We start from the raw sequence: 14,889 nt of genomic DNA, 5'->3' as shown, positions 1-14,889 counted from the left end.
AAGACCGTAAGATGGCATTCCGGTGACACCGGTCCTACGGGGGGACTTTCCAGCCATGCGTCGAATGTCGTTGCGCCCCACGCGGGCAGGTACGGTGGTGCTGTGCGCGCTGGCTTTCTTCGCCGGTTGTGTCGCGCTCACCGCCTGGCAGGAACCGCAGCCGCTGCAGCGCGGCTTCATCGCGGGGCTGATGCTGTGCACGTCCGGCATGCTGCTGTTCGCGTTCGGCCGGTTCGCCACGGCGCTGCTGGTCGGCGGCGGGCTGTTCCTGCTGCTGAAGTCGGTGGCGGTGCTGAAGCTGCGCTACCTCGACTCGCAGCTGATGCCGTCGGACTTCATCTACTACGTGCGCAGCAGCCTGCTCGACACGTTGCGCCATTATCCGCACCTGTACACGGTGGGGATCGGCCTGGGCGTGCTGCTGCCGCCGCTGCTGTATCTGGTGTGGCGCTGGGACTGGCGCGTGCTGGAGCGGCTGCGGTCGCGGCGCGTCGCCGGCGTGCGCCTCGGCGGCGTCGCGTCGTGCGCACTGGCGCTGTGGCTGTGCATGCTGCCCAGCGGGCCGTTCGCGCGGGTGCACTCGCGCAACGCGTGGCAGAAGATGTCCGACGACGCACAGCTGACCAACTTCTTCGTCAACCTGCATGACGCCGACGTGGAACTGCCGGCGATGGCCGACGATGCGGTGGCCGAGCAGGACTGGGGCGCCACCGCGCAGGGTGCGCCCGGCAGCACGTCGCCGTATCCGGACATCGTGCAGGTGCTGGAGGAAAGCACCTTCGACCCGTCGATCTACGACGCCTGCAACGTGCCGGCGTGCCGGGTCGCGATGTTCCGCCCCGACGCGCGCACCCGCGCGCACGGCATGCTGCGCGTGCACACCTTCGGCGGCGGGACCTGGGTCAGCGAGTTCGCCGCGCTGACCGGCATGCCGCAGGACATCTTCGGTCCCGGCGGCATGTACGCGCCGTACGTGCTGGCGCCGAACGTGCGCGACGCGCTGGCGCTGCAGCTGCGCCGGCTCGGCTACCTCACCATCGGCGTCTACCCGACCAGCGCCGACTTCATCAACGGCCGCAACGCCTATCAGGCCTACGGCTTCGACCACCTGTACGGCGCCGACGAGCTGGGCCTGGAGGAATGGGAAGAGAGCGATGCGCAGATGTTCGCGGCGGCCGGGCGCCTCTACGACAAACTGAAGAAACCGGGGCAGCCGGTGTTCCTGATGATCCTGACGCTGAACCAGCACGGCCCGCACGACCACCAGCCGATGGCGACGCTGCCCAAGCCCTACCGCAACCTGCTGCGCGGGCTGTCACGCGATGCGGCGCTGAACTTCGACGCCTACCTGGCGCGCCTGCACGCCTCGGATACGGCGATGCACGCCCTGGAGCATGCCTTCCTCGACCGTCCGCAGCCGACCGTGCTGCTGCACTTCGGCGACCACCAGCCTTCCTTCAACGGCCTGATCCGCAACCTGCCGCGGCGGCTGCCGCCCGCGCTGCAGCCGTACCGCGACTACCTCACCTATTACATGCTGAAGAGCAACTTCGCCGGGCCGCCGCTGCCGCAGTACCCGCTGCTCGACATCGCGTTCCTGCCCAGCATGGTGCTCGAGGCCGCCGGCGTGCCGACCGACGCGTACTTCGCCGCGTCGACCGGACTGCGTGAGCGCTGCGACGGCCGCTACGACGACTGCGCGGTGCCCGGCCTGCTGGCGTCCTACCACGCGTGGACGATCGGGCGGCTGCACGTCTACCAGTGAAGGGGCGGCGACGCGCCCCTGTCACGGGCGACCGGCAGCGGCAGTTTGCGTCGCGGTCGGGCAGCGGGGCAGGCCGTCGCGGCGGCCATGGACTGCGTGCCGCGGGCGTCGGACAACGCTGGCAGGCGTCTTGCTTGCAATCCGGCATGAGCAAGCGCAAGCCAAAATCCGGTGAAACGTCCGACCCGGTCCTGGAACGGCGGATGGCCGAGAGCAGCCTGTCGGACGGCACCCGGAGCTTCCTGCGCCAGCTCCACGCGGCCGAGCGGCAGATCAACGAGGTGTTCGAGCAGGCGCACCGGGACGGCGGGGCGCAGGCGCAACTGGGCGAGGCGTATCGCAGGATGTACGGCGCCGCTGGCGCGTCGGCCCCGGTTATGCCGGTGCCACGGAAAGTTCGCATGCCATGATTAGGATCGCGGGCGATTCGCGTGGCTGTTCACGCGACGCCCCATGAAGAAGATCCGCATGCCCCGTTCCCTGTCCCGCCTCCGCCCGGCCCTGCTGGGCAGCTGCCTGTCCCTGCTCGGCGCCTGCGCCAGCCAGCCGTGGTCCGCGCCGTCGGCGTCGACGGCCGCGATCGCGGTGCCGGCGATCCAGCGGCCGCAGGGCGAGACGGCGTCGTGGTGGTTCCGCAGCGGCGCGGCGCAGGCCGCGCTGGCTTCCGCGCAGGCGCACGTCGACGGCCAGCGTGCGAAGAACGTGATCGTGTTCCTCGGCGACGGCATGAGCATTCCCACCATCGCCGCCGCGCACGTGCTGGCCGGCGAGCGCGCCGGCACGGACGGCGAGAGCTACCGGCTGAGCTTCGAGAAGTTTCCGTTCAGCGCGCTGAGCCGCACCTACGAGACCGACCAGCAGACGCCCGATTCGGCCGGCACCATGACCGCGATCATGACCGGGGTGAAGACCCGCGCCGGCTACATCGGTGTGTCGCAGGTGCCGAAGCGGCAGGACTGCGCCGGCAGCCGCGGCCAGGAACTGGTCACCGCGCTGGAGCTGGCGGCCTCGGCCGGCATGGCCACCGGCGCGGTCACCACCACGCGGATCACCCACGCCACCCCGGCCGCCACCTACGGCCACCTGCCCGAGCGCAACTGGGAGGTGGACGCCGACCTGAGCGAGGCGGCGAAGGCCGCCGGTTGCAAGGATTTCGCCGCGCAGCTGATCGACTTCCCGGTCGCCGGCGGCCTCACCGTGGCGATGGGCGGCGGCCGCACCGAATTCATGCCGGCCGGTGCGGACGACCCGGAATACCCGACCAGCGTGGGCCAGCGCCTCGACGGCCGCGACCTGATCGGCGAATGGACGTCCCGGCATCCCGACGGCAAGTACGTGTGGAACGCGGCGCAGCTGAAGGCGCTGGACCTTGCGCGCACGCCGCGCCTGCTCGGCCTGTTCGAGCCCTCGCACATGAACTACGAGCACGAGCGCGCGCACGACAAGGCCGGCGAGCCCAGCCTGGCCGAGATGACGGCCAGTGCGATCGAAGTGCTGAAACGCAACCCGAACGGCTTCTTCCTGATGGTCGAGGGCGGCCGCATCGACCACGCGCTGCACGCCGGCAACGCGTATCGCGCGCTGGACGAGACGATCGCCTTCGCCGACGCGGTGCAGGCCGCGCTGCAGCACACCGACCCGGCCGAGACGCTGATCGTGGTCACCGCCGACCACAGCCACACCATGACCTTCGCCGGCTATCCGCGCCGCGGCAACCCGATCCTGGGCAAGGTCGTGGGTCACACCGACAGCTACGACGACGAAAGCGCGCCGGGCATGGCGCGCGACGCCACCGGCCTGCCGTACACCACGCTCGGCTTCGCCAACGGTCCGGGCAACACCGGCGCCAGCGAACGGCAGCCGGAGGGCAGCAAGCGCTACCCGCACAACCCGCGCGAGTACGACGCGATCGGCAAGGGCCGCCCCGACCTGCGCCGGGTCGACACCACCGACCCCGACTACATGCAGGAAGCGACCGTGCCGCTGAAGGCCGAGACGCACGGCGGCGAGGACGTGGCGATCTTCGCCACCGGCCCCGGCGCCGCCGCGTTCCACGGCGAGCTGGAGCAGAACGTGATCTTCCACGTGATGGTGCAGCACACGCCGCGGCTGCGCGCCGAGCTGTGCCGGCTCGGCAGCTGCAACGCCGACGGCGTGCCGGTGGACCGGCCGGACTGGCAGCAGTGGCGGAAGCTCGGCGCCGGCGTGGCCGCCACGCCGCTGTAAAGACCGTTACACATGCGGCCGGCAGAGTCGGTGCCTCGCCCGCGTCGCCGGGCCGGCACCACGCCGATCCACCGGAGCCGCACGCATGCCGCAACCTTCGCTGCCGAAACGCCTATGCTTGGCCGTCCTCCTGATCGGATTCGCCGGCATGTCAAACGCCACGGGAACCGAGCCGCCGCTGGCCGCCAGGGTGCTGGTGATCGGCCACCGCGGCGCCAGCGCGCTGCGGCCGGAGCACACGCTGGCCTCCTACGGCAAGGCGATCGCCGACGGCGCCGACTTCATCGAGCCCGACCTGGTGATGACGCGGGACGGCGTGCCGGTGGCACGCCATGAAAACGAGATCGGCGGCACCACCGATGTCGCCCGGCATCCGGAATTCGCCGGGCGCGAGACCACCAAGACCATCGACGGCCAGCCGGTCACCGGCTGGTTCACCGAGGACTTCACCCTCGCCGAACTGAAGACGTTGCGCGCGCGCGAACGCCTGCCGGAGTTGCGCGGCACCGCGTATGACGGCCAGTTCCAGATTCCCACGCTGGACGAGATCATCGACTTCGTCGCCGCCGAGTCGGCCACGCAGGGGCGGATGATCGGCATCATTCCCGAAATCAAGCACGGCACGTATTTCCAGAAGGCCGGCCTGCCGATGGAGGACCGCGTGCTGGCGATCCTCGCCGCGCACGCGTACACGCGCACGGCGCCGGTGGAGATCCAGTCGTTCGAGATCGCCAACCTCAAATACCTGCGCGGCAAGCTCGGCCGCGACCACCGCAACATCCGCCTGCTGCAGCTGATCGACGACGCCGACCAGCAACCGTACGACGTGGCCGCCGCCGGCGGCCGGCTGACCTACGGCGGGATGACGACGCCGGCCGGCCTGCGCGAGATCGCCGGCTACGCCGACGCGATCGGCCCGAACATCCGCGCAATCATCCCGCTGGCCGGCGACGGCACGCTCGGCCGGCCGACCCCGCTGGTGCGCGACGCGCACGCGGCGAAGCTGGAAGTGCATCCCTACACGTTCCGCCCGGAAAACCAGTTCCAGGCGAAGAACTTCCGCCAGGGCAGCGACCCGAAGACCTTCAACGAGGCGGGCTCGATCGCCGAGATCCGCGCCTACCTCGACGCCGGCATCGACGCGTTCTTCACCGACGATCCGGCGATCGGACGCAAGGCGCTGGACCGGCGCTGAGCGCGGCGTCGCCGCCATCGCGGCGACCGCATGGACGTCCATCCGGAAGATGACATGCGGCTGTAAGGCCACCTACACAAAGCACCGCCATGCTGGTGCGCACGGTCGCTGGGGGCGGCCGTACTCCTCTTCCACACATTAGATGTCGTAGCTTCCCGTGACGCGGGAGGCTGCGCTAAGGATGCACGCGCATGTCCGTCGACAAGATCTCCTTCCGCAGGACCGCCCTGGCCGTGACGCTGTTCGCCGTGCTGCATGGCACGGCGCTGGCTGCGCCGGCCGACAACGACGCGCCGGCAACGCCGGCGCCCACCGCCGACACCGCCCGCACGCTGGAGTCGGTGTCGGTGATCGGGCAGGGCGAGACCCGCCAGGTGCAGCGCATCACCGTGCAGGACGTGAAGCTGCTGCCGCCGGGCTCCAGCCCGCTGAAGCTGCTGGCGAAGCTGCCGGGCGTGCATTTCGAATCGGCCGATGCGTTCGGCAACTACGAGTGGTCCACCCGCATCAGCCTGCGCGGCTTCAACCAGACCCGGCTCGGCTTCACGCTGGACGGCATCCCGCTGGGCGACATGAGCTACGGCAACAACAACGGCCTGCACATCAGCCGCGCGCTGATCGCCGAGAACCTCGGCGGCGCCGAGCTGGCCGCCGGCATCGGCGCGCTGGGCACCGCCTCCACCGGCAACCTCGGCGGCACCGTGCAGTTCTACTCGGCCGACCCGGCGAGCAACTACGGCGTGACGCTGGCGCAGAGCGTGGGCAGCGACAGCGCGCTGCGCACCTACGCGCGGCTGGACACCGGTGACCACCAGGGCTTCGCCATGTACCTCTCCGGCGCCTATGCGGACAGCGACAAGTGGAAGGGCGACGGCGCGCAGAAGCAGCAGCAGTTCAACGGCAAGGCGGTGTACGACTTCGGCGACAACCACCTGGCCGCGCTGCTGAACACCTCCAGCCGCAACGAGACCGACTACCAGGACCTGTCGCTGGACATGCAGCGGCGGCTGGGCTGGAACTGGGACAACTACGCGCCGGACTGGACGCGTGCGGTGAACGCGGCGAAGGGCATCTACAGCGGCGGCGTCAACAACCCGGACGACGCGTACTACGCCGGCCGCGGCCTGCGCGACGACAGCCTGGCCGGCCTGTTCGGCGACTTCGGCCTGGCCGAGGGCGTGCGCCTGAAGGCCACCGGCTACTACCACAGCAACCGCGGCCAGGGTCACTGGTTCACGCCGTACCAGGCCTCGTTCCCGGGCACGCCGCAGGAGACGCCGATCTCGATCCGCACCACCGAGTACGGCATCGACCGCTGGGGCGCGATCGCCTCGCTGGGCTGGGACATCGGCATCCACCACCTCGAGGGCGGCTTCTGGTACGAGAACAGCCACCACACGGTGCAGCGCAACTTCTATTTCATCGCCGGCCCGGTGGACGACCAGTACTTCCTGCACAACCCGGACATCCGCAAGTTCTACCAGCGCTACGAGACCGAGACGCACCAGCTGTACCTGCAGGACAGCATCACCCTGCTCGACGGCAGGCTGCACGTCGACGTGGGCGTCAAGAGCCCGCAGACGCGCACCCGCACGCACGCCGTGGTGGGCAGCTACGCCAACGGCGAGCTGACCGCGGACAAGTCGCTGCTGCCCCAGTTCGGCGCCAGCTACAAGCTGGGCGGGCAGGATGAGCTGTTCGCCTCCTATGCGCAGAACATCGCCGCGTTCCAGGCCGGCGTGAGCGGGCCGTTCGCCACCACCCAGGCCGCGTTCGACCTGATCAGCGGCAAGCTGAAGCCGGAGCAGTCGCGCACCGTCGAGGCCGGCTGGCGCCATGCCGAGGAGCTGTTCGAAGGTTCGCTGGCGCTGTACGACGTTAAGTTCGACCACCGCCTGCTGGCGATCCAGCAGTGCTCGTCCGGCATCCAGGGTTGTCCGTCGGCGTACGCCAACGTCGGTTCGGTGACCAGCCGCGGCGCCGAGCTGACCTTCATCCTGAAGCCGGCCAGCGACCTGCGCTGGTACAACGCGCTGTCGTACAACCGCTCGCGCTACGACAGCGACTACCTCAACGGCACCACCGTGGTGGCGACGAAGGGCAAGACCGTGGTCGACAGCCCGAAGCAGCTGTTCTCCTCGGAGATCGCCTGGACGCCGGGCGCGTGGGACCTGCGCCTGTCCGCCAACTACACCGGCAAGCGCTACTACACCTACGTCAACGACGCCGCGGTGCCGTCGTACTGGCTGTTCAACGCCGCCGCCGCGTACGACTTCGGCAAGCTCGGCGTGGCCGAGGACCTGAAGCTGGCGCTCAACGTCACCAACCTCGCCGGCAAGCACTACTACGGCACGATCGGCTCCAACGGCTTCACCGCAGCCGATCCGACCGGCGAGTTCGCCACCCTGCAGGTCGGTGCGCCGCGCGCGGCGATGCTGACCGCCACCGTGCGCTTCTGAGCGCCCGCCGGTGATGCGCCGGGCGTCGCCATCCAACGCGATGGCGGCGCCCGGCTATGATCGGCCGGGTATCGTCCACGGTGCCCTGCATGGTCGCGCTGGTTTCCCGCCCTACGCTTTCCGCCGGCGTGCGCCGGCTCGGCTTCGCCACCGCAGTCGCGGCGGTCGCGGCCATCGCTGGCGCGCTGCTGGCGGCAGGTCATGCCGGCCATGGCTGGCTGTGGCTGCACTGGCTCGCCAAGCCGCTGGCCACCGGGCTGGTCTTCGCGCTGGCCTGGCGCGTGCGGCCGGCGGTGTCGCCGCGCTACCGGCGACGGGTGCTGGCCGGCATCGCCGCTTCGCTGCTCGGCGACGTGTTGCTGATGCTGCCGGGCGACCTGTTCGTGCCGGGGCTGCTGGCCTTCCTGCTGGCGCATGCCTGCTTCATCGCGGCCTTCCTCGGCGACAGCCGCTTGGCGGCGCCGGCGTGGCCGCTGGCGGCCTGTCTCGCCTACGGCGCGGCGAATCTCGCCCTGCTGTGGGGCGCCATCGGCGCGCCGCTGCGCGTGCCAGTGATCGTCTACGTGACGGTGCTGGCCACCATGGGCGGGCAGGCGGTGGCGCGGGCGTGGACGCGGCGGGGCGACGCCCCGGCCCGGCTGGCCGCGCGCGGCGCGCTGGTATTCATGCTCAGCGACAGCGTGCTGGCGTGGGACCGCTTCCGCGGCCCGCTGCCGTGGGCCAGCCTGTGGGTGCTGGCGGCGTATTATCTGGCCATGTGGTGGATCGCCTGCTCGGTGCAGGGCGTCACCGCCGAAAACGAGGCGGCATGAACACGCAGGAACTCATCATCACCTGGGCCACGCCGGTGTTCTTCCTGTTGATCGGCATCGAGCTGCTGGTGGCCAGGCTGCGCGGGCGCGACGCCTACGCCAGCAACGACGCGATCAACAGCATCGGCCTCGGCGTGATCTCGCAGCTGGTGGCGGTGTTCAGCAAGCTGCTGACCATCGGCATCTATGCCTGGTGTGCCGAGCACCTGGCGCTGTTCAGGCTGCCGGCGGACAACCTGCTGGTGTGGGCCGGCGCCTTGCTGGGCTACGACTTCTGCTACTACTGGCTGCACCGCAAGGGCCACGAGACGAACCTCCTGTGGGCGGCCCACGTGGTGCACCACCAGAGCGAGCGCTACAACCTCTCCACCGCGCTGCGCCAGACCGGCAGCGGCGCGCTGCTGGGCTGGATCTTCTACCTGCCGCTGGCGATCCTCGGCGTGCCGGTCGAGGTGTTCGTGGTGGTGGCGTTGATCGACCTCCTGTACCAGTTCTGGGTGCACACCGAGCAGATCGGCCGGCTCGGCTGGTTCGACCGCGTGTTCTGCTCGCCGTCCAACCACCGCGCCCACCACGCGGTGAACGACCGCTACCTCGACCGCAACTACGGCGGCATCCTGATCGTGTGGGACCGCCTGTTCGGCAGCTTCGTGGAGGAAGACGACGCCGACCCGCCGGTGTACGGCACGCGCGCGCCGCTGCGCAGCTGGAATCCGCTGTGGGCGAACGCCGAGGTGTACTGGCGGACCGCGCAGGATGCGTGGCATGCGCGGCGCTGGCGCGACAAATTCCTGGTGTGGTTCAAGCCGCCGGGCTGGCGTCCCGCCGACGTGGCGGCGCGCTTCCCGAAGCCGGCGTTCGCGCTGCCCACCGAGCGCTACGACCCGCCGTTGCCGCGGTCGCTGAAGCTCTACGTGCTGCTGCAATTCGCCCTGTTGCTGGGCATGGTCACCCAGTTCCTCGGCCTGGCCGGCCACGCCGCCCTGCCGGAACTGCTGTTCTACGCGGCCTGGCAGGTGTTTGGTCTGTGCGTGCTCGGCGCACTGATGGATGGCCGCCGCTGGGCGTGGTGGGCGGAAGGCCTGCGCGTGATCGCCACCGCCGCGGTGCCGCTGGCCAGCGGACGCTGGTTCGGTGTGCCGCATCTGGACGGCCATATCGCGCTGGCGATCGCGCTGGTGTTCGGACTGAGTGCGGCCGCACTGCCGTGGCTGCGCCCGTCATCGGCCCGCGCGGGCGTGGCCGCCGTTCCCTCTGAATCTGCAACCGCTTCATTGCGGTAGGGCGGGCACCGCCCGCCGGCTGTCGGCTTTGGCAGAAGCGGCGGGCCGCGCCCGCCCTACGGGTTTGCGCGAACCTTCGGCGACGACCGTGCTGCACCGCGCTGTGTGCCCGCATGCGCATTCGCTATGATCGCCGTTTGCCAACTCGGGGGCGGGCGATGGGATTCTTCAGCAAGCTGGTGCGCCACAAGACGGTCGAGCAGTTGCAGGCGGAAGCCGGCACGCGTGGCGATTTCCGCCGCGTGCTGGGCCTGTGGCAGCTCACCGCGATCGGCATCGGCGGCATCATCGGCGTGGGCATCTTCGTGCTGGCCGGCCAGCAGGCGGCGATGAACGCCGGCCCCGCGGTGGCGATCAGCTTCCTCATCGCCGGCTTCGGCAGCGCCTGCGCCGCGCTGTGCTACGCCGAGTTCGCCGGGCTGATCCCGGTCACCGGCAGCGCCTATACCTACGGCTATGCGGTGCTCGGCGAGTTCGCCGCCTGGATCATCGGCTGGGACCTCTTGCTGGAATACGCGCTGGTGGTCGCAGTGGTGGCGATCGGCTGGTCCGGCTACGTGCAGGTGCTGCTGGCCTCGGCCGGCGTGCACCTGCCGGAGTGGGCGCAGCAGAGCATGAGCGCGCAGACCATGGAGTACTACCTGCAGCAGCTGTTCGGCCTGCACGGCAGCCACCCGATCGCCGGGCCCGGCGACGGCCACCGCTTCAACGTGATCGCCGCGGCGGTGTCGCTGGCGGTCGCCGTGCTGCTGACCGTGCGCACCGAGTGGGGCGCGCGCTTCAACACGCTGGTGGTGGCGATCAAGGTGATCGGCGTGTTGCTGGTGGTGCTGGTCGGCGTGTTCTACATCGACACGGCGAACTGGCACCCGTACATCCCGGCGCGCGTGGTCGACGCCGCCACCGGCATCGGCCACTTCGGCTGGCAGGGCGTGCTGACCGGCGCCAGCGTGGTGTTCTTCGCGGTGTTCGGCTACGACACGCTGACCACCGCGGCGGAGGAGTCGAGGAACCCGCAGCGCGACCTGCCGCGCGCGGTGCTGCTGTCGCTGGCGATCGCGATGGTGCTGTACATCGCGGTGTCGCTGGTGCTCACCGGCATCGCCCACTACAGCACGCTGGGCGGCGAAGCCTCGGTGTCCGATGCGTTCGAGTCGATCGGCCTGCACTGGCTCAGCATCACCATTGCGGCTGCCGCGGTGATCGGCGTCACCAGCGTGCTGTTCGCCTTCATGCTGGGCGCGGCGCGGATCTGGTTCGCGCTGGCCCGCGACGGCCTGCTGCCGGGCTGGTTCGCGAAAGTGAGTCCTCGCTTCGGCACGCCGGCGCGGCCGACCCTGATTCTCGGCGTGTTCACCGCGCTGGTCGCCGGCCTGCTGCCGATCGGCGAGGTGGCCGAACTGGTCAACATCGGCACGCTCAGCGCCTTCATCATCATCTGCGCCTCGATCATGCTGCTGCGCGTGCGTCGGCCGGACCTGCAGCGCAACTTCAGGACCCCGGCGGTGTGGTTCACCGCGCCGCTCGGCATCGTGTTCTCCGTCGCGCTGATCTACGGCCTGCCGTGGATCACCTACGAGCGCTTCATCGTCTGGATGGCGCTGGGCTGCGTGATCTACTTCGTCTACGGCATCCGCCGCAGCAAGCTGGCGGCGGCCGGAGGCTGAACCCGGCCGTCGTCAGGCGCTGACGACCCGGTCGCGGCCGTCGCGCTTGGCCTGGCGCATCGCCTGGTCGGCGCGGGCCAGCAGGGTTTCGATGGCTTCGTCGGCGTGGCCGCATGCGGCCACGCCGATGCTCACGGTCAACGGGCCGTCCGGGCGCCGGATCTCGTGCATCGACTCACGCAGTTGCTCGGCGCGTGCGCCGGCCTGCTGCAGGTCGAGGCCGGGCAGCAACATCGCGAACTCCTCGCCGCCGATGCGGCCGATCAGGTCGCCCTGGCGCATCTGCCGGCGCATCGTCGTGGCCAGCGCGATCAGCGCCGCATCCCCCGCGGCGTGGCCGTAGTCGTCGTTGAGCGGCTTGAAGTGGTCGGCGTCCAGGTAAAGCACGCACGCCGGCTGCTGCCGGCGATGGATGTCGCCCAGCGCGAGTTGCGCCAGCTCCAGGAAGCGGTTGCGCACCAGCAGGCCGGTGAGGCCGTCGGTATTGGCCTGCTCGCGCAGCTGGCGTTCCAGCCGGAACTGCTCGAACAGGGTACGCGCCATGAACGCGCGCAGCACCGTCGACAGCGCGATCGCGATCGCCATGTAGACCAGGTACTGGAAGACCTGCGCGCTGTCGGCGCTGCCGAACAGCAGCATCGGCAGCGGCCCCAGCGCGCACAGCAGCATGGCGGCGACGAAATCCCAGCGGCCCAGCCAGACCACCGACGACGCCACCGGCAGCAGCAGCCCGGGCAACACCACGGACTGCCGGTGCATGTCGTCCATGCCGTTGAGGTTGATGCCGATCTCCAGCAGCAGGACGCACAGCAGGGTCAGCGCGCTGAGCAGGCGCGGCTGCCGCACGTGCCGGGTCGACGCGGCCACCAGCAGCAGCGGCGCCAGCGGCGCGAGGCGCAGCCACAGCGGCAACGACGAGTGGCGCACCAGGGTGCTGGCGGTGACCGCCACCAGATAGGCCAGCGCACCCACCAGCATCAGGGCGTGGATCATCGGCCCCATCTGCTGCGCCAGATAATGGCTGTACTCGCGGCGTTGCTCCGTGTCGTCGGCTTGCCGGAGATGCTTGAACAAGGCGTGCATGCGGGTTCTTTCGGGTGGAGAGCCGGGAGGCTCGACCCAAGCCGAGCAAGATGGATGCCAGATCCGGGCCATCGGCTGGAACGGGTTCATGCGCGAGCCATGCTCGTGACCTTCGGCAGGGGTGAAGTCCGGCATGGCCGGTCTAGCATCGGCGCTTCGGTTGCCTGCCGCGGCAACTCCTGCGGCATGGATTCCCGGGCCTGCCCGGGCGGCCCTCGCCGCGGATCAGTCCGCCCCGCAGGCTTCCCCTTGCCCACCCGGAGAACGCATTGAAAGCCACCCGCCTCGCCACCGCCCTCGCCGCCGCCGCTTTCGGCCTGGCCAGTTTCGCCGCGCTTGCCGATGTCCCGGCGCCGCAGGATGTGCCGTACCAGGGCACCTTGAAGATCAAGGTGGACGCCACCGACCTGGCCCACCGCATCTTCCGCGTGCACCAGGTGATCCCGGCGCAGGCCGGTCCGCTGACCCTGCTGTATCCGCAGTGGCTGCCGGGCAACCATGCGCCGAACGGCACGATCGACAAGATGGCCGGACTGGTGGTGAAGGCGAACGGCCAGGTGCTGCCGTGGACGCGCGACCCGCTGAACGTCTACGCGTTCCATGTCGACGTGCCGCAGGGCGCCACTGGCGTGGAGGTCGAGTTCCAGTTCCTCTCGTCGCAGGACCAGCGCCAGGGCCGCGTGGTGATGACGCCGGAGATGCTCAACCTGCAGTGGAACTCGGTGACGATGTATCCGGCCGGCTACTTCGCCCGCGGGATCAACACCGAAGCCAGCGTGAAGCTGCCCGCCGGCTGGCAGGCCGGCACCGCGCTGGAGGTGGCCTCGAAGGACGGCGACACGCTGAACTTCAAGCCGATCAATTACGACGACCTGGTCGATTCGCCGATCTATGCCGGCAAGTACTTCAAGCGCATCGATCTGGATCCGGGCGCCAAGGTGCCGGTGCACATGAGCATCGTGGCCGATGACCCGAAGTACCTGGAGATCAAGCCGGAGCAGATCAAGCCGTTCCGCAACCTGGTCCAGCAGATGTACAAGATGTACGGCGCGCACCACTACGACCACTACGACTTCCTCGTCTCGCTCAGCGACAAGATGAGCGGCAATGGCCTGGAGCATCACCGCTCCAGCGAGGACGGCACCTCGGCCGACTTCTTCACCGAGTGGAAGAAGAATGCGCTGGCCCGCGACCTGTTCTCGCACGAGTTCAACCATTCCTGGGACGGCAAGTATCGCCGCGGCGCGGATCTCGCCACGCCGAACTTCAACGTGCCGATGAGCGACACGCTGCTGTGGGTCTACGAAGGGCAGACCCAGTTCTGGGGCCAGGTGATGGCCGCGCGTTCGGGCCTGTGGGACACCGAGCAGGCGCACGACATGTGGGCCTTCACCGCGGCCACCTACGACAGGGGCCGTCCCGGCCTGGCCAGCTTCCGCAATGTGCAGGACACCACCAACGACCCGATCATCGCGCAGCGTCGCCCGTTGCCGTACCGCAACTACCAGGCCAGCGAGGACTATTACTCGGCCGGCCAGATGATCTGGCTCGACGTCGACGGCCAGTTGCGTGCGCTGAGCGGCGGCAAGAAGACCCTCGATGATTTCGGCAAGGCGTTCTTCGGCATGGAGAACGGCAAGTGGGACGTCAACACCTACACCTTCGAGGACGTGGTCAAGACGCTCAACGACATCGCGCCGTACGACTGGGCGAAGTACCTGCGCACGCGCCTCGATGGTCACGGCCCGCTGATCGGCGGCATCGAGTCGCACGGCTGGAGGCTGGTCTACACCGACAAGCCGTCCGAGGCGGTAAAGGCGATCGAGGCGCGCCGGCACATCGCCGACCTCACCTATTCGCTGGGCGTCTCCATCGGCAAGGGCGGCAGCATCGGCGACGTGCTGTGGGACGGCCCCGCGTTCAAGGCCGGCCTGTCGCCGGGCATGACGGTGATCGCCGTCAATGGTCGCGACTATGACGCCGACGCGCTCAAGGAGGCGGTGACCGCCTCGGCGAAGGACAAGAGCCAGCCAGTCGAGCTGCTGGTGAAGAACTTCGACGAGTACAAGACCATCCGCATCGACTACCACGACGGCCTGAAATACCCGCACCTGGTACGCGACACCAGCAAGCCCGACACGCTGACCGCGCTGCTCAAGGCACGCTGAGGCAAGCCTGCAGCGGCCCTCCCGGCACCGTTCGGGAGGGCCGCTCGCGTTTCCGCCGCCGGCGGCGGTCCGTCCACTCCGCGGCGGCAACTCGGCTATACTGCGTACCCCGCGGTGCCGGCCTCCGGCCACAGCTCCGCGCGGCCCTAAATGCGCCCGTAGCTCAGCTGGATAGAGTACTGCCCTCCGAAGGCAGGGGTCGTGGGTTCGAATCCCGCCGGGCGCACCATT

Annotated in this window: 10 protein-coding genes and 1 tRNA gene; 10 read left to right on the top strand and 1 reads right to left on the bottom strand. The window is 69.5% G+C overall.

Features of this window, described 5'->3' with window-relative positions:
- The first annotated feature begins 55 nt into the window (after window positions 1–55).
- From R2APBS1_RS17660 to R2APBS1_RS17625, 8 genes are all read left to right on the top strand, one after another.
- Complete coding sequence (locus R2APBS1_RS17660; RefSeq protein ID WP_015448960.1) at window positions 56–1,765, top strand: sulfatase-like hydrolase/transferase; 1,710 nt, start codon at window positions 56–58, stop codon at window positions 1,763–1,765.
- 146 nt (window positions 1,766–1,911) lie between these two features.
- Window positions 1,912–2,175: a hypothetical protein gene (locus R2APBS1_RS17655; protein WP_015448959.1), complete on the top strand. Its 264-nt coding sequence runs from the start codon at window positions 1,912–1,914 to the stop codon at window positions 2,173–2,175.
- A 58-nt stretch (window positions 2,176–2,233) separates the two neighbouring features.
- Window positions 2,234–3,991 (top strand): alkaline phosphatase family protein, encoded by a 1,758-nt coding sequence (locus tag R2APBS1_RS17650; RefSeq protein ID WP_015448958.1) that lies wholly within the window; start codon window positions 2,234–2,236, stop codon window positions 3,989–3,991.
- A gap of 85 nt (window positions 3,992–4,076) precedes the next feature.
- Window positions 4,077–5,186 carry a glycerophosphodiester phosphodiesterase gene (locus R2APBS1_RS17645; protein WP_015448957.1) on the top strand — a complete coding sequence of 370 codons (1,110 nt, stop codon included), beginning with the start codon at window positions 4,077–4,079 and terminating at the stop codon, window positions 5,184–5,186.
- A gap of 191 nt (window positions 5,187–5,377) precedes the next feature.
- A complete protein-coding gene (locus R2APBS1_RS17640) occupies window positions 5,378–7,645 on the top strand; it encodes a TonB-dependent receptor (RefSeq protein WP_015448956.1) in 2,268 nt (755 codons plus the stop codon).
- A gap of 56 nt (window positions 7,646–7,701) precedes the next feature.
- Window positions 7,702–8,457 carry a lysoplasmalogenase gene (locus tag R2APBS1_RS17635; protein ID WP_015448955.1) on the top strand — a complete coding sequence of 252 codons (756 nt, stop codon included), beginning with the start codon at window positions 7,702–7,704 and terminating at the stop codon, window positions 8,455–8,457.
- Window positions 8,454–9,740: a sterol desaturase family protein gene (locus R2APBS1_RS17630; protein WP_015448954.1), complete on the top strand. Its 1,287-nt coding sequence runs from the start codon at window positions 8,454–8,456 to the stop codon at window positions 9,738–9,740. The genes R2APBS1_RS17635 and R2APBS1_RS17630 overlap by 4 nt, the downstream gene beginning before the upstream one ends.
- A gap of 158 nt (window positions 9,741–9,898) precedes the next feature.
- Complete coding sequence (locus R2APBS1_RS17625) at window positions 9,899–11,407, top strand: amino acid permease (protein WP_015448953.1); 1,509 nt, start codon at window positions 9,899–9,901, stop codon at window positions 11,405–11,407.
- Between the two features lie 12 nt (window positions 11,408–11,419).
- Here the strand turns inward: R2APBS1_RS17625 and R2APBS1_RS17620 are convergent, their stop codons facing one another.
- Window positions 11,420–12,490 (bottom strand): GGDEF domain-containing protein, encoded by a 1,071-nt coding sequence (locus R2APBS1_RS17620; RefSeq protein WP_015448952.1) that lies wholly within the window; start codon window positions 12,488–12,490, stop codon window positions 11,420–11,422.
- Window positions 12,491–12,759: 269 nt separating this feature from the next.
- Between R2APBS1_RS17620 and R2APBS1_RS17615 the strand changes: the two genes are divergently transcribed.
- Both R2APBS1_RS17615 and R2APBS1_RS17610 read left to right on the top strand, forming a co-directional pair.
- Entirely contained in the window at window positions 12,760–14,658 is a 1,899-nt protein-coding gene (locus R2APBS1_RS17615) for a M61 family metallopeptidase (RefSeq protein ID WP_015448951.1), read from the top strand.
- Between the two features lie 152 nt (window positions 14,659–14,810).
- A tRNA-Arg gene (locus tag R2APBS1_RS17610) sits at window positions 14,811–14,887 on the top strand.
- Window positions 14,888–14,889 lie beyond the last annotated feature (2 nt).

The organism is Rhodanobacter denitrificans (genome assembly GCF_000230695.2).
Classification (GTDB): Bacteria; Pseudomonadota; Gammaproteobacteria; order Xanthomonadales; family Rhodanobacteraceae; genus Rhodanobacter; species Rhodanobacter denitrificans.
This window is presented reverse-complemented; position numbering and strand designations above follow the sequence as displayed.

Bases quoted from the DNA above. Each gene is read 5' to 3' on its own strand.
- R2APBS1_RS17625 (WP_015448953.1), top strand. From the start codon at position 9,899: ATGGGATTCTTCAGCAAGCTGGTGCGCCACAAGACGGTCGAGCAGTTG.
- R2APBS1_RS17640 (WP_015448956.1), top strand. From the start codon at position 5,378: ATGTCCGTCGACAAGATCTCCTTCCGCAGGACCGCCCTGGCCGTGACG.
- R2APBS1_RS17635 (WP_015448955.1), top strand. From the start codon at position 7,702: ATGATCGGCCGGGTATCGTCCACGGTGCCCTGCATGGTCGCGCTGGTT.
- R2APBS1_RS17645 (WP_015448957.1), top strand. From the start codon at position 4,077: ATGCCGCAACCTTCGCTGCCGAAACGCCTATGCTTGGCCGTCCTCCTG.
- R2APBS1_RS17650 (WP_015448958.1), top strand. From the start codon at position 2,234: ATGCCCCGTTCCCTGTCCCGCCTCCGCCCGGCCCTGCTGGGCAGCTGC.
- R2APBS1_RS17620 (WP_015448952.1), bottom strand. From the start codon at position 12,490: ATGCACGCCTTGTTCAAGCATCTCCGGCAAGCCGACGACACGGAGCAA.
- R2APBS1_RS17660 (WP_015448960.1), top strand. From the start codon at position 56: ATGCGTCGAATGTCGTTGCGCCCCACGCGGGCAGGTACGGTGGTGCTG.
- R2APBS1_RS17655 (WP_015448959.1), top strand. From the start codon at position 1,912: ATGAGCAAGCGCAAGCCAAAATCCGGTGAAACGTCCGACCCGGTCCTG.
- R2APBS1_RS17630 (WP_015448954.1), top strand. From the start codon at position 8,454: ATGAACACGCAGGAACTCATCATCACCTGGGCCACGCCGGTGTTCTTC.